Source organism: Massilia cellulosiltytica, assembly GCF_047325105.1.
GTDB classification, from domain to species: Bacteria; Pseudomonadota; Gammaproteobacteria; order Burkholderiales; family Burkholderiaceae_D; genus Telluria; species Telluria orientalis.
In genome coordinates, this window is the sequence record NZ_CP168562.1 from 4,700,089 (window position 1) to 4,721,768 (window position 21,680).

At 68.2% G+C, this 21,680-nt stretch carries 15 protein-coding genes and 1 riboswitch; of the genes, 7 read left to right on the forward strand and 8 right to left on the reverse strand.

All coding sequences use genetic code 11. The annotated features are described in order from the left end of the window. Positions 1 to 82: 82 nt before the first annotated feature. The 4 genes from trxB to ACEN9H_RS20475 all read left to right on the forward strand — a co-directional run bounded on the left by trxB (position 83) and on the right by ACEN9H_RS20475 (position 4,764). Positions 83 to 1,036, forward strand: coding sequence for a thioredoxin-disulfide reductase (gene trxB / locus ACEN9H_RS20460; RefSeq protein WP_413345516.1), 954 nt, complete (start codon positions 83 to 85; stop codon positions 1,034 to 1,036). 50 nt (positions 1,037 to 1,086) lie between these two features. Then, positions 1,087 to 1,752, forward strand: coding sequence for a Smr/MutS family protein (locus ACEN9H_RS20465; protein ID WP_413340744.1), 666 nt, complete (start codon positions 1,087 to 1,089; stop codon positions 1,750 to 1,752). 154 nt (positions 1,753 to 1,906) lie between these two features. Continuing rightward, positions 1,907 to 4,105, forward strand: a complete 2,199-nt coding sequence (locus tag ACEN9H_RS20470; protein ID WP_413671882.1) for an ATP-binding protein — start codon at positions 1,907 to 1,909, stop codon at positions 4,103 to 4,105. 53 nt (positions 4,106 to 4,158) lie between these two features. After that, complete coding sequence (locus tag ACEN9H_RS20475) at positions 4,159 to 4,764, forward strand: trimeric intracellular cation channel family protein (protein ID WP_056127730.1); 606 nt, start codon at positions 4,159 to 4,161, stop codon at positions 4,762 to 4,764. A gap of 135 nt (positions 4,765 to 4,899) precedes the next feature. On the opposite strand, the gene ACEN9H_RS20480 is transcribed toward ACEN9H_RS20475, so the two are convergent. Both ACEN9H_RS20480 and ACEN9H_RS20485 read right to left on the reverse strand, forming a co-directional pair. Continuing rightward, complete coding sequence (locus ACEN9H_RS20480; RefSeq protein ID WP_036236923.1) at positions 4,900 to 5,238, reverse strand: P-II family nitrogen regulator; 339 nt, start codon at positions 5,236 to 5,238, stop codon at positions 4,900 to 4,902. 43 nt (positions 5,239 to 5,281) lie between these two features. Continuing rightward, the gene (locus tag ACEN9H_RS20485; RefSeq protein ID WP_413671883.1) at positions 5,282 to 7,336 is read right to left on the reverse strand and encodes an NAD(+) synthase; all 2,055 of its coding nucleotides are present in this window, start codon (positions 7,334 to 7,336) and stop codon (positions 5,282 to 5,284) included. Positions 7,337 to 7,363: 27 nt separating this feature from the next. Here ACEN9H_RS20485 and ACEN9H_RS20490 point away from each other — a divergent pair, with 27 nt between their 5' ends. Then, positions 7,364 to 8,500 carry a GNAT family N-acetyltransferase gene (locus ACEN9H_RS20490; protein WP_413671884.1) on the forward strand — a complete coding sequence of 379 codons (1,137 nt, stop codon included), beginning with the start codon at positions 7,364 to 7,366 and terminating at the stop codon, positions 8,498 to 8,500. Here ACEN9H_RS20490 and ACEN9H_RS20495 read toward each other — a convergent pair. The 4 genes from ACEN9H_RS20495 to ACEN9H_RS20510 all read right to left on the reverse strand — a co-directional run bounded on the left by ACEN9H_RS20495 (position 8,472) and on the right by ACEN9H_RS20510 (position 14,997). Further along, positions 8,472 to 12,377, reverse strand: a complete 3,906-nt coding sequence (locus tag ACEN9H_RS20495; protein ID WP_413671885.1) for a cobaltochelatase subunit CobN — start codon at positions 12,375 to 12,377, stop codon at positions 8,472 to 8,474. The genes ACEN9H_RS20490 and ACEN9H_RS20495 overlap by 29 nt on opposite strands. Then, positions 12,364 to 12,696, reverse strand: coding sequence for a DUF2149 domain-containing protein (locus ACEN9H_RS20500; RefSeq protein ID WP_371766262.1), 333 nt, complete (start codon positions 12,694 to 12,696; stop codon positions 12,364 to 12,366). Before ACEN9H_RS20500 ends, ACEN9H_RS20495 begins: the two co-directional genes overlap by 14 nt. 7 nt (positions 12,697 to 12,703) lie before the next feature. After that, a complete protein-coding gene (locus ACEN9H_RS20505; protein WP_413671886.1) occupies positions 12,704 to 13,285 on the reverse strand; it encodes a MotA/TolQ/ExbB proton channel family protein in 582 nt (193 codons plus the stop codon). Positions 13,286 to 13,352: 67 nt separating this feature from the next. Next, positions 13,353 to 13,583, reverse strand: a riboswitch (cobalamin riboswitch). A 4-nt stretch (positions 13,584 to 13,587) separates the two neighbouring features. Next, positions 13,588 to 14,997, reverse strand: a complete 1,410-nt coding sequence (locus ACEN9H_RS20510) for a PLP-dependent aminotransferase family protein (protein WP_413671887.1) — start codon at positions 14,995 to 14,997, stop codon at positions 13,588 to 13,590. Positions 14,998 to 15,132: 135 nt separating this feature from the next. On the opposite strand from ACEN9H_RS20510, the gene ACEN9H_RS20515 reads away from it, so the two are divergent. Continuing rightward, positions 15,133 to 17,457: an FdhF/YdeP family oxidoreductase gene (locus ACEN9H_RS20515; protein WP_413671888.1), complete on the forward strand. Its 2,325-nt coding sequence runs from the start codon at positions 15,133 to 15,135 to the stop codon at positions 17,455 to 17,457. 92 nt (positions 17,458 to 17,549) lie between these two features. Here the strand turns inward: ACEN9H_RS20515 and ACEN9H_RS20520 are convergent, their stop codons facing one another. Both ACEN9H_RS20520 and ACEN9H_RS20525 read right to left on the reverse strand, forming a co-directional pair. Beyond that, entirely contained in the window at positions 17,550 to 18,086 is a 537-nt protein-coding gene (locus ACEN9H_RS20520) for a GNAT family N-acetyltransferase (protein ID WP_413671889.1), read from the reverse strand. Beyond that, the gene (locus tag ACEN9H_RS20525; RefSeq protein ID WP_056127713.1) at positions 18,083 to 19,003 is read right to left on the reverse strand and encodes a LysR family transcriptional regulator; all 921 of its coding nucleotides are present in this window, start codon (positions 19,001 to 19,003) and stop codon (positions 18,083 to 18,085) included. The genes ACEN9H_RS20520 and ACEN9H_RS20525 overlap by 4 nt, the downstream gene beginning before the upstream one ends. 343 nt (positions 19,004 to 19,346) lie before the next feature. Here ACEN9H_RS20525 and ACEN9H_RS20530 point away from each other — a divergent pair, with 343 nt between their 5' ends. Beyond that, positions 19,347 to 21,641 carry a TonB-dependent receptor gene (locus ACEN9H_RS20530; protein WP_413671890.1) on the forward strand — a complete coding sequence of 765 codons (2,295 nt, stop codon included), beginning with the start codon at positions 19,347 to 19,349 and terminating at the stop codon, positions 21,639 to 21,641. The last annotated feature ends 39 nt before the right edge of the window (positions 21,642 to 21,680 follow it).

The window sequence follows — 21,680 nt, forward strand, 5'->3', positions numbered from 1 at the left end:
ATAATCCCGGGTTCGACGCCTCTTGATTCCCGCACTGCCCGGCCCCACTTTCCGGGCATCATCCAATAGAAGAAGTTCACACATGACCACTCGCAAACATGCCAAAGTCCTGATCCTCGGTTCCGGCCCAGCCGGTTACAGCGCTGCCGTGTACGCCGCGCGCGCCAATCTCAGTCCGATGCTGGTGACCGGTGTCGAGCAGGGTGGTCAACTGATGACGACGACCGACGTCGAGAACTGGCCGGGCGACCCGCTGGGCGTGCAAGGTCCGGAACTGATGCAGCGCCTGCTGCAGCACGCCGAGCGCTTCAATACCGAGATCGTGTTCGACCATATCCACACGACCTACCTGAACGAGAAGCCGATCCGCCTGGTGGGCGACTCGCACGAGTTCACGTGCGACGCGCTGATCATCGCGACCGGCGCCTCCGCGCAATACCTCGGCCTGCCCAGCGAACAGGAATTCATGGGCAAGGGCGTGTCCGCCTGCGCCACGTGCGACGGCTTCTTCTACCGCAACCAGGAAGTGGCGGTGATCGGCGGCGGCAACACCGCGGTCGAGGAAGCGCTGTACCTGTCGAACATCGCGACGAAGGTCACGCTGATCCACCGCCGCGACAAGTTCCGCGCCGAGCCGATCCTGGTCGACCGCCTCATGGCCAAGGTCGCAGAAGGCAAGATCGTGCTGGAACTGAACCAGACGCTGGACGAGGTCAAGGGCGACCAGAGCGGTGTGACCGGCCTGCAGCTGAAATCGACGGACGGCGGTTCGACCAAGGAGCTCAAGGTGCACGGCCTGTTCGTGGCGATCGGCCACAAGCCGAACACGGGCATCTTCGAAGGCCAGATCGACATGCACAACGGCTATATCAAGACCCGCGGCGGCAGCGAAGGCATGGCCACCGCGACCAACGTCCCGGGCGTGTTCGCGGCCGGCGACGTGCAGGACCACGTGTACCGCCAGGCGATCACGTCGTCGGGTTCGGGCTGCATGGCCGCGCTGGATGCCCAGCGTTACCTTGAAGCCCTGGAGTAACGCCGGGTTGCCGGGGGCAACCCGGCGAATCTAGATGAGGTTTTATGGCGATGAAGGACTTCGCTGAACTGAAATCCCTGCGCGACAAGCTCAAGGAAGACGAAAGGCTGCGCGCCATCGAAAAGGCCGAGCGGGAAAAGCGCGAGCGCATCGCGCGCGAGCACGCCGTCGAATTCCGCACGGCCGTCACGGACGTCGTCAAGATGCCCGAGTCGGACCGCTACGTGTGGCGCCCGATGCACGAATTCGAAACGCGCGGCCAGCCCCTGCCCACGCGTCCCCGCACCCTGGAAGAAGAAACGGCCGCCGTGCTGCGCGAGTCGATGCTGTCCGACCAGTTCGACGTGGACGGCCTGCTCGACGAAGATCCGTCCCTCAGCTGGTCGGCGCCGGGCGTCGGCCCGGACGTGGTGAAAAAGCTGCGCAAGCGCCACTGGCCCGTCGAGGACGAGCTGGACCTGCACGGCCTCACACGCGACCTGGCGCGCCGCCACGTCGACGCCTATCTCCGCAAATCCACCAGGCGCGGCATCCGCTGCGTGCGCATCATCCACGGCGTGGGCTATGGTTCGGCCGGCGGCGAACCGGTCCTGCGCGGGATGGTCCACAGCTGGCTCGTGCAGACGGGCGACGTGGTCGCGTTCTGCGTCGCGAACCGGGCCGACGGGGGCAATGGCGCATTGATCGTCCTCCTGCGCCCCGCACTGCTCGATTGAGCACGCTTTCCCACTTTCAAGTCGTAGAATAAATCCGTTAAAACATGGCCATATTGGCATGTTTTATTGTCAAAAATACGCACCGAATTGACGAAACGGGTAAGATGCCTACGACGTAGTGCCGAGGTGGTGCTGCCAGCATAAGGATGAGCGAGTGAAGTCCAGTAGCCCGGTGCCGATGGCAGCGCCCCAGCGGGTCGACCTGCAGAACTGTGCGGACGAACCGATCCATATCCCCGGCTTCATCCAGCCGCATGGCGCCCTGCTCTTCCTGTCGGACGCCGGGCTCGTCGAAGGCTGGAGCACCAACATCGCCACCGTCATGGACAACGAGCCCGCGCTGGGACAACCCTTCGGCAAGCTCGGGCTGCCGGAGGCGGTGACTGAACTCATCCAGGAATGCCTGGCCACGATGGAGGACGGCGACGCGCCGGCCACGGTGGCGGCCCTGTCCATCGGCGGACGCGAATACGACTGCGTCGTGCACGGGCACATGCACCGCGTGCTCGTCGAATTCGAGACGCGCGAGGCCAGCATGGAGGAAGTGGCCCAGTTCGCGATCAAGGCGCACTCGTCGATCGACCGCCTGCGCCGCCAGCGCAGCATCGACGGCCTGCTGGAGGCCACCGTGCGCCAGATCCGCGAATTCACGGGCTTCGACCGCGTGATGGCCTACCGCTTCCGCAGCGACGATTCGGGCGATGTGGTGGCCGAGGCACGCCGCGACGACCTCGTGCCCTATCTCGGCCAGCGCTACCCGGCCGGCGACATCCCGCCGCAGGCGCGCCGTCTGTACGTGCTGAACACCCTGCGCATGATCGCCGACGTCGGCTACCACGCCGTGCCGCTGCTCGGCGCGGAAGGCAGCGCGCCGCTCGACCTGAGCTTCGCGGTGCTGCGCAGCGTGTCGCCGGTCCACGTGGAGTACCTGCAGAACATGGGCGTGGGCGCGTCGATGAGCGTCTCGATCGTCATTCATGGCCGCCTGTGGGGCCTGATCGCGTGCCACCACATGGCGCCGAAGCGCGTGCCCTACTCCGTGCGGATGGCGGCCGACGTGCTCGCGCAGGTGATCGCCTCGACCGTGCAGGGCATCGAGGCGCGCGACGACGCGGAACTGGTCGAGCACGCGGCCAAGGTGCGCACGAGCCTCGTCGAATCGCTGCTGCTGGAAGACGACCCGCTCGAAGCGCTCGTCGAGCATGGCGACGGCCTGCTGGAATCCACGCATGCGCAGGCGCTCGTCGTGAGCCAGTACGGGCGCGTCGTGTGCCGCGGCGTCGACCAGGCGCTGGGCGACGCCATCGTCGCGTCGCTGCCGGCCGAGCCGCACGACGTCGTCACCCGGACATCCGTGAAGGAGTGGCCGGACGCGATCCAGGCCCGGCTCGGCAAATGGGTCGGCATGCTGGGCCTGCCGTTCGACCCGCCCAGCGGCGGCTGGTGCGTGCTGCTGCGCACGGAACAGATCGAGGAAGTGGCCTGGGGCGGCAAGCCGGACAAGACCCAGGCCGGCCCGCTGGGCGAGCGCCTGACGCCGCGCGGTTCGTTCGAGGCGTGGCACGAGACGGTGCGCGGCCTCGCCCACCCGTGGGAAGACGGCATCCTCACGCATGCGCGCATGATGCTGGGCGAACTGGCGCGCGTGTCGAACGCGCGCCGCGCCCAGACCGAATCCACGCGCGCGCAACTGCTCGCCATGCTGGGCCACGACCTGCGCGACCCGCTCAACTCGATCAACATGGCGGGCATGGTCCTCGAGCGCACGGACGGCGCCGGCAACAAGGGCACCCTGGGCAAGCGCATCCAGTCGTCCAGCAACCGCATGCAGCGCATGATCGGCCAGGTGCTGGACATGAGCCGCATCGACCGCGGCCTCTCGCTCGGCATCGACCTGCAGCCCGTCGACCTGGCGGCCCTCCTCGAGGACATGGTCGAGGAAGCGCGCCTCGCCTATCCGACCATCGTCTACGATTTGCACACCGTCGGGCCGGCGTTCGTGCTGGCGGATGGCGGCCGGCTCGGCCAGGTGGTGTCGAACCTGCTGTCCAATGCCCGCCACCACGGCGAGCCGAACCAGCCGATCACGATCCGCCTCGTGCCGCGGGACGGTCTCGCTGTGCTGGAAATCGCGAACGCGGGCGCGCCGATCCCGGCGGAGACCGAGGCCGCGCTGTTCAACCCGTTCAAGCGCAGCTCGCTGAACAATCCGCGCAACCGCACGGGCATGGGGCTCGGCCTGTACATCGCCCAGCAGATCGTGCGCGAGCACGAGGGCGAGATCGACTATCGCCACGAGAACGGCAAGGTGATCTTCGCCGTCCGCCTGCCGCTGGCACCGAACGCACACTGACACCGCCGGGGCCGGCATGCTAGTCTAGCAACATGGAGACGATCGCCCCCCGCATGCACCTCATCACCGTCATTGAAATCGTTGCGATCCTGGTGGGCGCATTCTCGGGATTCATCGAGGCGCGGAGAAAGCGCATGGACGTGGTGGGGGTGTTCACGGTGGCCTTCATCGCCGCATTCGGCGGCGGCACCCTGCGCGACATCCTGCTCGATAAACGGCCGCTGTTCTGGGTGATCCACCAGGAGTACGCGATCCTGATCTTCGTGCTGGCCCTCGTCGCGACGCCGCTGATCCGCACGCTGCGCCAGATCGTGTCGGAACGGCTGATCGTCATCGCCGACGCGGTCGGCCTGGGGCTGTTTTCGGTGGCGGGCGTGTCGTCCGCGCTGGACGCGCACATGCCACTGTTCATCGCCTCGATGATGGGCGTGATCACGGGGATCTTCGGCGGCGTGATGCGCGACATCGTCTGCAACGAAGTGCCGATGGTGTTCAGGGACGGCAAGCCCTACGCGATCTGCGCATTCCTCGGCAACTGGATGTTCCTGCTGCTGGGGATGAACGGCTTTCCGCACGATTTCGCGCTGTGGTCCAGCGCGATGTTCATCGTCGTGTTCCGGCTGGTGGCGTGGAGGTTCGATGTGCGGGTGGGGCGGTAAGGCCACGTAACACATGAACACCGTCATTCCCGCGAAGGCGGGAATCCATGCTGACTCTCAGAATCAGGTCAACGCGGCGTCACTGTGCCAATTACCGGAGCCTCAGTATGGGTCCCCGCCTTCGCGGGGACGACGTTATACGGCGTCCGGTCCCGTCTCGCCCGTACGGATACGAATCACCTGCTCCACTTCCTGCACGAAGATCTTGCCGTCGCCGATCTTGCCGGTCCGCGCCGCCTTGATGATCGCATCCACGACCTGCTCGGTCAGCGCATCGTCGACCACCACTTCGATCTTCACCTTGGGCAGGAAATCGACCACGTATTCGGCGCCGCGGTACAGTTCCGTGTGGCCCTTCTGGCGGCCGAAGCCCTTCACTTCCGTGACGGTAAGGCCGGTGACGTTCACTTCGGCCAGCGCTTCGCGCACTTCGTCCAGTTTGAACGGCTTGATCACGCAGGTAATCTGTTTCATCTTCATCTCCTAAGAATTTCCCGGGATTATCGCATGGCGCCCGTCAGTCCGGAATCCTCGCCAGCTGGTCCATCCACACGGTCGCTTCCGAGTCGCTCGGCGCGCGCCAGTCGCCGCGCGGGGACAGCGAGCCGCCGTTGCCGACCTTCGGCCCGTTCGGCACGCACGAGCGCTTGAACTGGCTCGTCTTGAAGAAGCGCCACAGGAAGATGCCGAGGTTTTTCTTGATCGCCGCGAGGTCGTACTGGTTGCGCGCCGGGCTGCCGCCCTCCGGCCACGGGCCCATCGTCCGGTCGCGCCACGCGCTCCACGACAGGAACGCCACTTTCGCCGGCCCGAAGCCGTAGCGCAAAGTGTAGTACAGGTTGAAGTCCTGCAGCTCGTACGGCCCGATGAAATCTTCCGTCACCTGCGCCGGCTTGTTCGCCTCCCCCACCTTGCCCGGGACCAGCTCCGGCGAGATTTCCGTCTCCAGCACGTTGATCAGGACGTCGGAGCCCGTGTCGCCGATCTGCCTCGTGTCCGCGACCCAGCGCACGAGGTGGGAAATGAGCGTCTTCGGCACGCTCGCGTTGACGTTGTAGTGCGACATGTGGTCGCCCACGCCATACGTGCACCAGCCCAGCGCCAGTTCGGACAAATCGCCCGTGCCGATCACGATCGCGTGGTGGTGGTTCGCGAGGCGGAACAGGTGGCTGGTGCGCTCGCCCGCCTGCACGTTCTCGAACGTGACGTCGTACTGCTCGGCGCCTTCCGCATACGGATGGCCGAGGTCCTTCAGCATCTGGATGCAGCTCGGGCGGATGTCGATCTCGTGCGCCGTGCAGCCGACGACGCGCATCAGTTCGCGCGCCTGGCGCAGCGTGCGCTCGCTCGTCGCGAAGCCCGGCATCGTGTACGCGAGGATGTTCGTGCGGGGGAGCCCCAGCTTGTCCAGCGCCTTGGCGCAGACGAGCAGCGCGTGCGTGGAGTCCAGGCCGCCGGAGATGCCGATGACGACCTTCTGGTGCCCGGACGACTGCAGCCGCTGCACGAGCGCCTGCACCTGGATGTTGTAGACCTCCGTGCAGCGCTCGTCGCGGCGGCGGCCGTCGGCCGGTACGTACGGGAAGCGCTCGACGAGGCGCGCCAGCGGCAGGTCTTTCCCGAGCGGCAGCGGCACGGCGAAGGTCTGCACGCGGAATTTTTCGACCTCATGCGCATGGCGGCGCACGGATTGCGCGAACGTCGTCGTGTGCATGCGGTCGACCGACAGGCGTTCCAGGTCGACGTCGCCGAAGATGATGTGCGAGTCGGCCAGGAAGCGCTCGGACTCGGCCAGCTTGTCGCCCTTTTCGTAGATCAGCGACTGGCCGTCCCACGCCATGTCCGTCGTCGATTCGCCGCGGCCCGCCGACGTGTACAGGTACGCCGCGAGGCAGCGCGCGGACTGCTGCGACACCAGCTGGTGCCGGTAGCCGCTCTTCCCGACGACGACGTTCGACGCCGACAGGTTCACCAGCACCGTCGCGCCGGCCAGCGCGGCGTACGAGGACGGCGGGACCGGCACCCACACGTCTTCGCAGATCTCGACGTGGAAGCGGAACAGCGGCTGGTTCTCGAGCTCGAAGATCTGTTCGGGACCGAACGGCACGTCCTGGCCCAGCAAGGTGATCCGGTCGACGGCCGCGTTGTCGGCGGGACTGAACTGCCGACTTTCATAAAATTCGCCATAATTGGGCAGGTAGCTTTTCGGGACCACACCCAGGATGCGGCCACCGGCGACGACCACGGCACAGTTGAACAGCACGTGGTTGACGCGCAGCGGCGCGCCGACGACGACGGCCAGCGGGAGCGTGCTTGAGGCCGCGACCACCTCGGCCAGCGCGTCCAGCACGGCGTCGAGCAGCGCGCGCTGGTGGAACAGATCGTCGCATGTGTAGGCCGACAGCCCCAGTTCGGGGAAGGCGGCCAGCACGGCGCCATGCTCGGCGGCTTCACGCGCAAGGCGGATCGTTTCCTGCGCATTGAATGCGGGGTCCGCCACCTTGCAGCGCGGGCTGGCGACGGCGACGCGCGCGAAATCATGGGAGTACAGGTTGAAGAATCGCTTATCCATAGGTCTCAACAGCTCACGGAAGTCATCTTGAATTATCGCACGCATATCGTTTCTTCTCTGTCCGAGATCGGGCAGGCGGACTGGGATGCCCTCGTGGCCCGGCAGCAGGCCCCGAACCCCTTCCTGTCCTTTGCCTTCCTGCACGCCCTGCACGAATCCGGCAGCGCCACGCCGGAGACGGGCTGGCAGCCGCAATACATTGCCCTGTATGACAAGGATGCGCGCCTGGCCGCCGCCCTGCCCCTGTACGTGAAAGGCCATTCGTACGGCGAATACGTGTTCGACTGGGCCTGGGCCAACGCCTACCAGGAGCATGGGCTCGACTATTACCCGAAGCTGCTGTCCGCGATCCCGTTCACGCCCGTCAGCGGCCCGCGCCTGCTCGCGCGCGACGCGGACGCGCGGGCGGCGCTCGTCGACGTGCTCGTGAAAACGCAAAAGGCGACGGACGTGTCGTCCACGCACGTGCTGTTCCCGCCGGACGAGCAGGCGAAGCAGCTCGCCGATGCCGGCTTCCTGTTGCGCAGCGGCGTGCAGTTCCACTGGATGAATGCGGGCTACGCCACGTTCGACGAGTTCCTCGCGACGCTCGAGCAGAAGAAGCGCAAGAACATCCGCGCCGAGCGGAGAAAAGTGCGCGAGGCCGGCGTGACGTTGCGCCGCGTGCGCGGTCCGGACATCACGGACGAGGAATGGCGTTTCTTCGCGCGCTGCTACCGCAACACCTATTCGGAACACTTCTCGAAGCCCTATTTGAACCTGGACTTCTTCCGCCGCATCGGCAAGACGATGCCGGACAACCTGCTGCTCGTGATCGCGGCGCGGGACGGCCACCCGATCGCGGCGTCGCTCGTCGTGCACGACAAGACCACCCTGTACGGCCGCTACTGGGGGGCGCTGGAACACGTGCCCTGCCTGCACTTCGAGACGGCCTATTACCAGCCGCTGGAATTCTGCATCGAACAGGGCATCCAGGTGTTCGAAGGCGGCGCGCAGGGCGAGCACAAGATGGCGCGCGGGTTCCTGCCGACGCGGACGTGGTCCGCGCACTGGCTCGCACATCCATCGTTCCTTGACGCCGTCGCGCGCTTCCTGGAACGGGAGGCCGGCGGCATCGACGATTACATCGATGAACTCAACGACCGGAACCCGTTCCGAAGGTGATCACGCCACGGCGGCGGCGCCACGCGTAGCCGCCGCCGATCACGATCACCGCCAGCGCCAGCACGACCAGCGCGCCGACCGTCTTCTGCACGGGCGTCATGCTCTTGACGCTTTCCATTTCGAAGCCGGATACCTTGCCCGCCGCCGCCGGTTGCGGCGCCGTGGCCGGTGAAGCTGGCGCCGCCGCGGCCGGTGCGGCGGGCGCACCACGCGCCGCCCCGCTCCCGCCCGGCGCCCGTCCCGCCAGCAGCGGCTGCAGCGTCAACGTCGCGCGGCTGCACGAATCCGCGCCGCACGCCGCGCCGCTTTCCGCGACCGCGCGCGCATTCTCGGCCAGCAGCCGGCGCCGCGTCGCGTCGTCCGGCTTCCAGTAGCCCTTCTCGATCGCGGACAGCATGCGGTCCGTGACGGCCTGCCACGCGCGCAAATTGCCCGCCCGCGCGATGCGCTCGCGCACGGCGAGGCCGTGGCGGTCGGCCACATACGTGTCGTACATGCGCTGCCACGTGCCGCCGTCGACGGCTTCCGGCACCGTCACCTGCCACGCCCACAGGTAGTCGACGACGCGGTTGATGAAGCGCGCGCCGGAATAGCCCTCGGCCAGCATCTTGTCGGCCCAGCGCGGGTTCAGGTAGCGGCTCTGCATCTCCTGGCCCATGTACTGGTTCAGGGTCTTGTGGCCCGCGCGGCGCGGGTTCGACAGATCGCTCACGAGCACCTCGGGCGTCCTGCCGTCGACGCTGCGGATCGCCAGCGCCGTGCCGCCCAGGTACTGGAAGAAGTCGTCGTTGTCGAGCGTGGCGAACAGGTTGCTCGACCGGCTGTGCAGCGCGATGCGGCTGCCGGACAGCGCGAGCCGGAACACGTCGCGGCGCCGTCCCGCATCGCCGTCGTCGTCGCCCCAGTAGCCGTTGCCGAACGGGTGGCTCATGCGGTTGATGAACACGTCCGCGACCTGGCGTTCGTCCTGCCACACGTTCGACAGCGGCAGCAGCTTTTCGATGTTGGTGCCGTACGCGCCGGACGGCAGGCCGAAGATGCGCACGCCGGAAAGACGCTCCGCCTCGTCCGCGGGCACGCCGTCCTGCCGCAGCTTCGCCGCCATCGCCCGCGCGTGCGCGGCCAGCACGTTGCCGCCCGGGTCCTCGTCATCCTTCTGCGCGCGCGCCGTTTGCGCGGCCTGGTCGAGCAGTTTCAGCACGTTGCCGAACAGGTCGCGAAACAGGCCCGACGACACCATCGTCACATCCACGCGCGGCCGCCCCAGTTCGCGGCGCGGGATCGCCTCGACGCCGGTCACGCGCCCGCGCTCGTCCCACGTCGGACGCACGCCCATCAGCGCCATCGCCTGCGCTTCCATCACGCCTTCGTGGCGCTGCGTCTCCACGCCCCACAGGTTCATCGTCAGCTTGTCCGGGTAGTCGCCGTGGCGGCGCCGATAATCCTCGACGAGCTTGGTGGCCAGCTGCCGGCCCTGCTCGTAGACGGCTCGGCCCGGGATGCGCGCCGGGTCGAGGCCGAAGAAATTGCGGCCCGTGGGCAGCGCGCCCGGGTTGCGCACGAGGTCCGCGCTGGGACCCGTCGGGATGAACTTCCCGTCCAGCGCATCGACCAGGCGCGCCAGTTCCGCCGCGGCGCTCGCGTCGATGTCCCGCTCCAGCTGCGCGGCGCGGGCCGCCTTGCCGGCGTCGTCGAGATGCGGTTCGAGACTCACCACGGCGCGCGCCGTGGCGGCGCGCAGGTCAGGCGCGGGCGCCACGCCGAACGTGTGCAGGCCGAACGGCGTCAGTTTGCTGCCCGTGTCGTCGAGGTATTCCTCCAGCGCTTCCATGTCGGCCTCGGTGGACAGCGCCGTCTTGCCCATGTCCTTCAGCACGCCCGCCTTTTTCGCCAGCGCGTTCAGCGCCGTCAGGTGCGCCTTCACGAGCATGGGACTCTTCTGCTCCGCGACGCGATAGTCGTTCAGCAGCGCGCCCAGCTCGCGCAGGTCGGGATTCAGCCCGGCCGCATCGAACGGCGGCGTCATATGGTCGACGATCGTCGCCATGCCGCGCCGCTTGGCCTGGATGCCCTCGCCCACGTCGTCCATCACGTACGGATAGATGTTCGGCATGGCGCCGATCAGCGCTTCGGTCGGATCGCTGGCGGACAGGCCCGCCTCCTTCCCGGTCAGCCATTCCTGCGTGCCGTGCGTGCCCATGTGGACGACGGCGTTCGCGTGGAAGCCATTCTGCAGCCACAGGTAGAACGCGATGTATTCGTGGCCCGGCGGCAGCGTGACGTCGTTGTGCAGCTTGGCCAGGTTCTGTTCCCATGCGCGGCCCGGCTGCGGCGCCAGCAGCAAATTGCCGTAGCGGCGCGCCGGGAACACGAAATGCGGCACGCCGCGCGCATCCTTCCACAGCACGGGCGATTTCTCCGGCGGGCCCCACGCGCCCTCGACGGCCGCGCGCAGCTTGGCGGGCAGCGCGTCGTACCAGCGCCGGTAATCCGCCAGCGGCACGAGCAGTGCTTCGCCGCTGGCGGCCAGCCGCGCGAGGCCAGCGAGGTAATCTGCCCCCGTCTTGCCGGGATAATTGCCCCACTGCTGGACCTCGCGCTGCAGCGCGGCCGGCGTGGCTGGATACCGCCGATCGGCCGCGTAGCCGACGGCGCGCAGGCGCTCGGTGATCTGCCACAGGCTGTCCGGCAGCACGTTCAGGTACGCGGCGCCGATGGTCTCCGAGCCGTGCGGATAATTGAAGTAGACGATGGCCACGTGCTTGTCCGCGTTGGGCGTGCGGCGCAGCGCGAGCCAGGCGTCCACGCGGGCGCGCAGGCGCGCCACCCGCTCGGGAATCGGCTGCTCTTCCACGTACGCGAGTCCGGTCGCGGCATCGACGACTTTTTCGCGGCTCGCGACGACGGTGGGCTGCACGAGGCCCGCGACCTCCGCGCCGGCCATCTGCCACGTGCGCTCCATCAGGTCCAGCCCGACCTTCGAGTCTTCCCACTGCGCCGCGCCGTGCTGGCTCAACGTGATGGCGTTGATGGCCGGGACGCCGATCCGGTCCAGCAGCGCGCCCGTCACCGCCGTGCCGCCGACCTTCATGCCGAGCGCCACGAGCAGGTCGATGCGGCTGTTGCCGTCCGCGTCAAGGAACAGTTTCAACGGCACGTCGTACGGGTAGCCGTACGCGGGCAGCACGTTATAGCCGGCGCCTTCCAGCGCATGCACGATCGCCGCCAGCGGCAGGGTCTGGCCGGCCACAAGGCTCGCACGGTAGAACATCACGCCGATCCACGGCGCGCCCGGCCGGTGGTGCGCGTAGTGCGCGACGTAGTCGTCGAACGACGCGGCACCGCGGCGCGCGTCGACGTCGTACAGGCCGGCCTCCGGCATCGTGCGCAGCGGCGGCACGTCGACGCGGGCGCCGAAGCCCGTCACCAGCACGCGCCGCAGCAAGCCTTCCATGTTCTCGATGCCGCCCTCGCGGTGGAAGGCGAGGATGGCCGCGTCCACGCGGATGCCGAGGTCGCGCTGCGCATCGTCCGGCTGTGCGCCGACGGCGTACACGGGCCGCGCGCGGCGCCGCAGCGTCTCGAGGTCGGGCTGCACGAGCTGCAGCAGCTGGCTGCCCTTGACGTTGACGACGGCGGCGTCGGCGCCGGCCAGCGCCGCGTGGTCGGCCGGGGTCATGCCGCTGGACGGGATGATGCGCACGGCGACGTCGGCAGCGGCGAGATCGCTTTTCAGCGCGCGCACGGCCAGCACGGCGGGGCGCGATTCCACGTCGCCCAGCAGCAGCGCGAGCGTGCGCGGCGCGGCATGGGCGGCCGGGCCCAACGCCAGCGCGGCCAGCAGGAATACGAGTCGGATGAACTTATTCGGGCACATACACGACCTTCCCGTCCGGCAGCTGGTACGCGGTACCGAGGCGCTTGCCGGCGCCGGACAGCGGCTTGTCGGACACGCGCGTGACCTTGATTTCGGCGCCCTTCTTCGTCATGACCTCGACCTTGCCGTCCGCGCCCTTCTTGGCGATCGTGACTTCGGACGACGGGTCGAGCAGATCGAGCATGTTCCAGGCCGAGAACAGCGCGAGCATCATCGCGACGATGAACACGATGCTGGCGTCGAACAGGTTGGCGACACCGGCGAGCGGATCCTCGCCATGCGCGGCGTACGCGCCGCGGCGTTGTTTCAGGTAGCGCATGCCGGCCTCACGCGCGAATCGCGCGCAAAGCCGGAACGTTGGCCAGCGCCTGCTCGGCCGCGAAGGCGACGTCCAGCATGTCGGCGCGCAGCCAGTGTTCGCGCACGAGCGCCAGCACGTAGGCCAGCACGCTGCACGCGAGGCCGACGACCGTCGCGGTGAACGCCGTCATCATGTTCTGCGCCATGTGCGGCAGGTCGCCGTGGGCGAGGCCCGCGAGCGCGATGCCCATCGGGATCAGGGTGCCCATCAGGCCCAGCGCGGGACCGACCCGCACGACGAAGCGCACGGCATCGAGGCGGCGCAGGCCGGCGCCCTCGGCGCTTTGCACGATGCGTTCGAGGTGGGCGTCGAGCGGCGCGGCGGAGTCGCGCACGCAGGTGTCGATCGCGGCGCGGGCGCCGTCGACGAGCAGGCGCGCGCCGCGCCGGCGCTCGCGCCATTCGCCGAGGAAGGCGCCGAGGCAGGCCAGCATGTACAGCAGCAGCGCGGCGATGGCCACGAGGACGGGCAGGTACAGGACGGTGGAAACGGAATACAGCATGGTTTCGACGGCGCGCACGGCGCCGTCAAAGGTCGGTTCAGGCATGGCAATCACGATGGCAGGCAATCCGCCCACTTCCCCGTGGGCGCGACTGGAACGGCGGTCCTTCGTAAAGGTCCGCCACCTGTCTGGCCGGTATCCGGGCTGGCAAGGCGGACCGGCCCACCTTCCCATGCGCGGCTGCGCACAGTGGTTCGAGGACCGGCCTGCCGTCGAAAGACGGCGCTTGCTTACCGTTGCGGGGGCAGCACACCCTGGCGGACACGGAATCGTCCGCCATGTGTTTCCCGTTTAACTGCGCATGCGGAACGCACGCGCGGGCACCAAACGGAGCGGATTATACCCGCTCACGCCAGTTCCGCGACCAGCCGGCCCAGCGTCTTCAACGCTGCCTCGGTCGCCTGGGTCCACGGGTAGCTGTAGTTGAGGCGGATGCAGTGCGTCCAGCTGCCGCGCGCCGAAAACATGTGGCCGGGGCCGACCGTGATCCCGTGCTCGAGGGCGCGGGCGTACAGCCGCATCGCATCGACGCCGCCCGCCAGTTCCACCCACAGCACGTAGCCGCCCTGCGGTTCCGAGACGCGGGTGCCGGCCGGGAAGAAGCGCAGCACGGCGGCCGCCATCATCCGCGCGCGCTGCGCATACCCCTTGCGCACCTGGCGCAGGTGGCGGTCGAAGCCGTCGTGCTGCAGGTAGTCCGCGATCGCCAGCTGCGGCAGCGACGGCGTGCTGAGCGTGTTCAGGAATTTCAGCTTTTCCACCTGGGCCGCGTAGCGTCCCGCCAGCGCCCAGCCGATGCGGTAGTTCGACGTCAGGCTCTTCGAGAACGACGCGCAGTGCAGCACGAGGCCGCGCGTGTCCCATGTCTTGAGGGGGCACGGGTGGCTGTCGCCGTAATACAGCTCGTCGTAGACGCAGTTCTCGATCGCGGGGATGCCGTGCTCCGCGAGCAGCGCCACGAGTTCGCGCTTGCGCCCGTCCGGCATGAGGAAGCCGAGGGGATTCTGGAAGTTCGGCATCACCATCACCGCGGCCACGCGCTGGCTGGCCAGGATCGTGCGCAGCGCGTCGACATCGATACCGGTGTGCCGGTCCGTCGGCACCTCGAGCGCGCGCATGCCCATGCGCTCGATCGCGTGCAGCATCGCGTAGAACGTCGGCGACTCGACGGCGACGGTATCGCCCGGCCCGGCGACGGCCTGCAGGCACAGGTTGATCGCTTCGGTGGCGCCGACGGTGACGATGATCTCGGCCGGATCGACGGCGACCCCGTGCTCCATGTAGCGGCGCGCGATCTGGCGGATCAGTTGCGGATTCCCCGGCGGCAGGTCGTCCAGCACGCTGACGGGGCGGCTGCGCGCGATCGCGTTGGCGTACCGGCTGATGCGCGCCGCCGGGAAGGCGGCGGGATCCGGGTACGGCGAACCGAGCGGCGCGGCGCCCTGCGTGCGGATCGTGCGCAACGTGGACAGCACGAGCCGGCTCACGTCCACTTCCGACGACAACGTCAGGGCGGGCGCCGGCTCGGCGGAACGAGGCGTGACGCGCTGCCGGGCGCGCACGAAGAAGCCGGATTGCGGCCGGCTCTCGATGACGCCCCTGCTCTCCAGCAGCGAGTACGCGCGCAGCACCGTGCTGATGCTCAGCTTGCGGCGCTGGCTGGCCTGGCGCACGGAGGGCAGCCGCTCCCCTTCCAGCAGCACGCCGCGCGCGACCTGGCCTTCGACTTCGGCGGCGAGGGACTCGTAGAGCTTCATGCGGACGAGTATAGCGCAGCGGTACAGTTGCAGCACCGCCGGGCCAACTGTACTCCATCGTCATCTGCGCAACTGTATCTGCACAGTGGGAGGCTCATCCATGACACTGTTGCCATCGCAAAAAGAGAGGCAAGCATGGCCGAGAACGACACCGGAGGGCGCATCGCCCCGTACTCCAACCCCGCCGGCGGCTGGGGCGCGCTGAAATACGTGGCGCTGAACCTGGTCCGCGAACGCGTGGGCAGGAACAGCATCGGGACGCTGCTCGCGCAGAACCAGCCGGACGGCTTCGACTGCCCCGGCTGCGCGTGGCCCGACCGCGTCCATACGTCCACGTTCGAATTCTGCGAGAACGGCGTCAAGGCCGTGGCGGCGGAAGCGACGAGCAAGCGCGTGCCGCCCGAGTTCTTCGCACGGCACACGGTGACGGAACTGATGGCGCAAAGCGACTACGAACTGGAACGGCACGGCCGCCTGACCGACCCGATGGCGTACGACCGCGCCACCGACAAGTACGTCCCCATCGCGTGGGACGATGCGTTCGCCCTCATCGCGCGCCACCTGAACGCGCTGGACGACCCCGACCGCGCGGCGTTCTACACGTCCGGCCGCGCCAGCAACGAAGCCGCGTTCCTGTACCAGCTGTTCGCGCGCATGGTCGGCACCAACAACTTCCCCGACTGTTCCAACATGTGCCACGAGGCGACGAGCCGCGGCCTGCCCGGCACGGTCGGCATCGGCAAGGGCACCGTCACGCTGGACGATTTCGACGAGGCCGACGCCATCCTGATCTTCGGCCAGAACCCGGCCACGAACCACCCGCGCATGATGGGCCTCCTGCGCGAATGCGCGAAACGGGGCGCCGCCATCGTGTCGATCAACCCGCTGAAGGAACGCGGCCTGGAGCGCTTCCAGGATCCGCAAAGCCCGGCCGAGATGCTCACCAATGCCAGCACGCCGATCAGTTCCATGTTCGTGCGCCCGCGTGTGTCCGGCGACCTGGCCCTCATCAAGGCCGTGGCCAGGCGCGTGCTGGAACTGGACGACGAGGCCCAGGCCGCGGGCAATCCGCGCGTGCTCGACACGGCATTCATCGACGCCCACACGACCGGCTTCGCCGCGTTCGCGGCCGACCTGCGCGCCGAGGACTGGGGCATGCTGCTGGAGGAATCGGGCGTGCCGCGCGCCGAGATCGAACGCCTGGCGCGCCTGTACGCGAGCGCCGAACGCGTGATCGCATGCTGGGGCATGGGCATGGGCCTGACCCAGCATAGGCAATCGGTGGCGGCCGTGCAGATGCTGTCGAACCTGATGATGATGCGCGGGCAGATCGGCCGCCGCGGCGCCGGCCTGTGTCCCGTGCGCGGCCACTCGAACGTGCAGGGCGACCGCACGGTCGGCATCGAGGAACGCCCCACGCCCGCCTTCCTCGACCGCCTGGGCCAGGTGTTCGACTTCGCGCCGCCGCGCCACCACGGGCTCGACGTCGTGGCCACGATCCGCGGCATGGTGGACGGCCGCGTGAACGTGTTCGTCGGCCTGGGCGGCAACTTCGCGGCCGCCACGCCCGACACCCCGCTCACGTGGGCCGGCCTGCGCCAGTGCGCGCTGACGGTGCAGGTGTCGACGAAGCTGAACCGCAGCCACCTCGTGCACGGCCGCGACGCGCTGATCCTGCCCACGCTGGGCCGCACGGAGATCGACCTGCAGGACGGCGTCGCGCAGGGCGTGACGGTGGAAGACTCGATGAGCATGGTGCACATCTCGTACGGCATCAACCGCCCCGCGTCGACCAACCTGCTGTCCGAAATCGCCATCGTCGCGCGCATGGCCCACGCCACGCTGGGAAGCGGCAAGGTGGACTGGCTGGCGCGCGCCGCGAACTATGCGCTGATCCGCGACGACATCGAGAAGGTGTTCGACGACTTCTACGACTACAACGCCCGCGTGGCCAGGCCGGGCGGCTTCCACCTGCGCGTGGCGTCGCGCGAGCGCACGTGGGCGACGCCGAGCGCGCGGGCGCAGTTCGTCGTCAACGCGATCGACCGCGACACGGCGATCCACCGCGCCCGCGCCATCCACGGCGAGCGCCTGCTGACCATGATGACGACCCGCTCGCACGACCAGTACAACACGACCATCTACGGCCTGGACGACCGCTACCGCGGCGTGTTCGGCATGCGCCGCGTCGTGTTCATCCATCGCGACGATCTTGCGATGCTCGGCCTGAAGGCGGGCGACAAGGTCGACATCACGAGCGTGTGGGACGACGGCATCGAACGCCGCGCGGACGGCTTCCTGCTCGTCGAATACGACATCCCGCGCGGCTGCGTCGGCGCCTATTATCCGGAGACGAATCCGCTCGTCCCGCTGGACAGCGTGGCCGTGGGCGCGGGCACGCCGACGTCGAAGTCGATTCCGGTGCTGCTGCACCCGGGGAACCAGGCCCGCGACACATGAACCGCCGTCCCCGCGCAGGCGGGGACCCGATCTGCACGCGCTATCGCGAAGCAGGCGAACCTTGGGTTCCCGCCTTCGCGGGAACGACGTTTTTATGCTGCGACTGGCGTTCCTGACGCCATGCCCAGCTTCACCAGCGCCGCATCGATATCGGCCGCGGGCAGCATATAACGCGCGTACGGCACGCCGCGGATCGGCGGCAGGTCGTGCTCGCGCACGAAGCCGATGGATTCGTACAGCCGCAGCGCCGTCGCCATGATGGGACTCGTGTGCAGCCCGACGGCCGGCGCCCCCGCACGCCGCGCCCGTTCGAGCGTGGCCGCGACGAGCGCGCGGCCGATGCCGCCGCCGCGCGCCGCCGGATCGACGACCAGCATGCGGATCACCGACCAGTCGTCCGGATAGATCGCGCTGCGCGGCCGTCCCGGCCCCACGTGCACGACGGCCCCCGCGACAACGCCGCCGCGCTCCGCCACGAGCAGGTCGCCGTCCGCGGCCAGGTCGGCCATCCGGGCTATGCCCGCGCTGAACGTGGGCCAGTCCTCGTAATCGCCCGCATACTGCGCGAACGCGGCCAGCGCGACGGCGTTGACGGCGGCGCGGTCGGCCTCGACGTAGTCACGGATCATGCCGCCTTCCCCATGTCGCCGTTATGCCACCACAGCTTCGGATTGTTGTCGGCCAGGTCGCGCAGCAGGTCCCACACGACTTTCACGCGGCGCAGCCGGTACAGGTCCGTCGGCGCCGCGAGCCAGAACGAGCGCTCGGCATAAAAGCCCGGCAGCACGGGCACGAGGCGGCCGTCGTCCGGCACGGCGTACGGCGGCGCCATCATGAGGCCCATGCCCAGCGACGCGGCCTCGATCTGGGCCGTCATGCCCGAGCAGCACAGCCGGCGGCGCGGCGTGAATCCGAGCTCGTTCAGGTACGACAGCTCGCGGCTCGCGAGGCGGTCCTGCACATAGTCGACGAAATCGTGGCGTTCCAGGTCCGCGTGCGTGCGGATCGGCGGGTGCTTCGCCAGGTAGGTCGGCGCCGCGTACAAATAAAATCGGAAGGAGGCGAGCCGCGTGACCATGTAGCGCCCCGTCGACGGCGGGTCGAGCATGACGCCGAGGTCGGCCTCGCGGTTGGCGAGGTTGGCGAAGCGCGGCAGCGCCAGCAGGTCGATCGACAGGTCGGGGTGATCTTCGAACAGCTTCACGAGCAACGGCGCGACGACCCGCGTGCCGAACACCTCCGGCACGCCCAGCCGCACGACGCCGGCCGCCGCCACCTCCGCGCCGCCCAGCTGCTCGGTGGCCGCGAGCGCCGCGCCCTCCATCGCCTCGGCGTGCGGCAGCAGGGCCTGGCCCATCTCCGTCAGCTCGTAGCCCTCGCGCGAGCGGTCGAACAGGGTCGTGCCCAGCTGCTGCTCGAGGCGGTCGATGCGGCGCGCCACCGTCGTGTGCTCCACGTCCAGGCGGCGCGACGCCCCGGACAGGGTGCCGGCGCGCGCCAGCTCCAGGAAAAACCGCAAGTCCGTCCATTCCGGCAGGCTGTGCATGTCTGTCTCCCCGTTCCTCGATCCGTCACGCATGGGATCGCCATTCGCTGCGGCTTTTTCGGGAACCGTTGTTTGATATCAAGGTGACATATTGTGCACCAGTGCACATTGCCGCTGCAACGTTTTCGGAACAGCACTTGCGTATGCACAGCAAACCCGCTTTCCGGACGTCGCGACACGCCGCGCCCTCTGGCGCCGCCCCTCGCGGGACGTCCCACGGCGTTGTGCATAAATGCACACCCTGTGGGCGCGGCGTTGTCTTTTCAGCCAAATTCATCCGAGGCACACTGTGATGCATGCGAAGACTGAACGCATGACACCACAACAAAATCAGGAGACCTCAATGCGTCTTAGCAAGAAAAAACAGCAGCTGATCCAGCGCTCGGCTGCCGCCCTGCTCGTCCTGTCCGGCGGTGCCGCCGGCGCCGCGCACGCCCAGGAGTCGGGTGCCGCCAGCGGTGCCGCCGGCAGTGTCGTCACTGCACCGGAAGGCACGATCGAGAAAGTCGTCGTCACCGCACGCCGGCGCGAGGAAACGCTGCAGGATGTCCCGGTGTCCGTCACTGCGTTCAGCGCCGACCAGCTCTCCAAGCAGGCCGTCCCGGACGTCGTCGCCCTGGCGACGGCGCTGCCGAACACCACCCTGAAGGCGTCGCGCGCCACCAACTCGACCCTCACCGCGTTCATCCGGGGCGTGGGCCAGGCCGACCCGCTGGCCGGCTTCGAATCCGGCGTCGGCATCTACCTGGACGACGTGTATCTCGCCCGTCCGCAGGGCGCCGTGGCCGACATCTACGACGTCGAGCGCATCGAGGTGCTGCGCGGCCCGCAGGGCACGCTGTACGGCCGCAACACCATCGGCGGCGCCGTCAAGTACGTCACCCGCAAGCTGGCCCCGCGGACGGACGTGCGCCTGCGCGGCACCCTGGGCAACTACCAGGAACGCGACGCGGTCATCACGGCCAGCACGCCCGTCAACGAGCAGCTGCGCGTGGGCGGCACGGTCGCACGATTCAAGCACGGCGGCTACGGCACGAACCTGTTCGACGGCTCGCCGAACTACGACAAGGACCTGAAGGCCGCGCGCCTGTCGGCCGAATGGACGCCGACGCCCGACCTGTTCATCCGCCTCGCCGGCGACATCACGCAGGACGACTCGCATCCGAAGAACGGCCACCGCCTCATTGCCGGCCGCACGAGCGGCGCGCCGATCCTGTCGAACGTGTACGACTCGAATGCGGAGATGCTGACGGCCCTCGGCCACAAGCAGTCGGTGCGCCAGCACGGCGTCGCCGCCACCGTCGAGTGGAACGTGTCGCCCGAGCTGACGTTCAAGTCGATCACCGCGCAGCGCCAGGACAAATCGTGGGCGCCGATCGACTTCGATTCGCTGCCCGTCATCGACATGGAAGTGCCGGCGCTGTACACGAACCGCCAGTTCAGCCAGGAATTCAACCTGACCTATACCGGTCCGAAGATCCAGGGCACGGCCGGCGTCTACTACATCGACGCGAACGCCTACAACAAGTTCGACACGATCCTCGCGGGCGCCGTCCCGACCAGCACCTTCACGAGCGGCAGCATCGACACGAAGGCCTGGGCCGCATACGCCGACGGCAGCTACAACCTGACCGACGCGCTGCAGTTGTCGCTGGGCGGCCGCTACACGGTGGACAAGCGCGACGCCGACATCTACCGCCAGATCTACCTGGGCCTGAAAGGCACGCCGGAAATGGGCAACCCGGGCGCACTGCTGTTCCGCACCGACACCGACCTGCGCGACCTGTCGCGCGAGGACAAGAAGTTCACGCCGCGCATCGCCCTGGGCTGGAAGGCGACGCCGTCGCAGAACGTGTACGCGTCGTATTCGAAGGGCTTCAAGGGCGGCGGCTTCGATCCGCGCACGAACGTGGTCGGCACGAAGATCTCGCTGGCGCAGGCCCGGGCCGGCTACAAGCCCGAGACGATCGGCACCTATGAACTGGGCCTGAAATCCTCGTTCAACGGCGGCCGCATCACGACCAACACGGCCGTGTTCTACAGCGACTACAAGGACGTGCAGATCCCGGGCTCGGTGGCCATCGACACGAACGGCGACGGCAAGGACGACAGCTTCGCGGGCCTCACGACCAATGCGGGCAAGGCCAAGATCAAGGGCTTCGAATTCGAGGCCGTGGCCCACCTGACGAAGGAATTCTCGCTGTCCGGCATGTACAGCTACATCGACGCCAAGTACAACGAGTACATCGTGGCGGGCGTGAACGTGGCCGACCAGCGCCACTTCCAGAACACGCCGCGCAACTCGGCGAACCTGCGCGCCACCTACGACGTGCCGATGCCGCTGGCGGGCTACGACGGCCGCCTGTCGCTGATCGGCAGCGCGTCGTACCGCGGCCAGACGTACCAGTTCGAGACACCGTCCGTCATCGACCAGGACGCGTACAAGCTGTACGACGCCAGCATCGTCTGGACGCGCGCCGATGGCAAGATCCGCGCCGGCCTGCACGGCAAGAACCTGTCGGACGTGCACTACAAGACGGCGGGCTATCTGTTCCCGACGTTGGGCAACGAAGGCACGCTGACGGCCTTCTACGGTGCGCCGCGCACCGTGCAGGGGACGATCGAGTACCGCTTCTGACCCGCCCCACCGCGTGGCCGGTTCGCCCGGCCCCGCGCC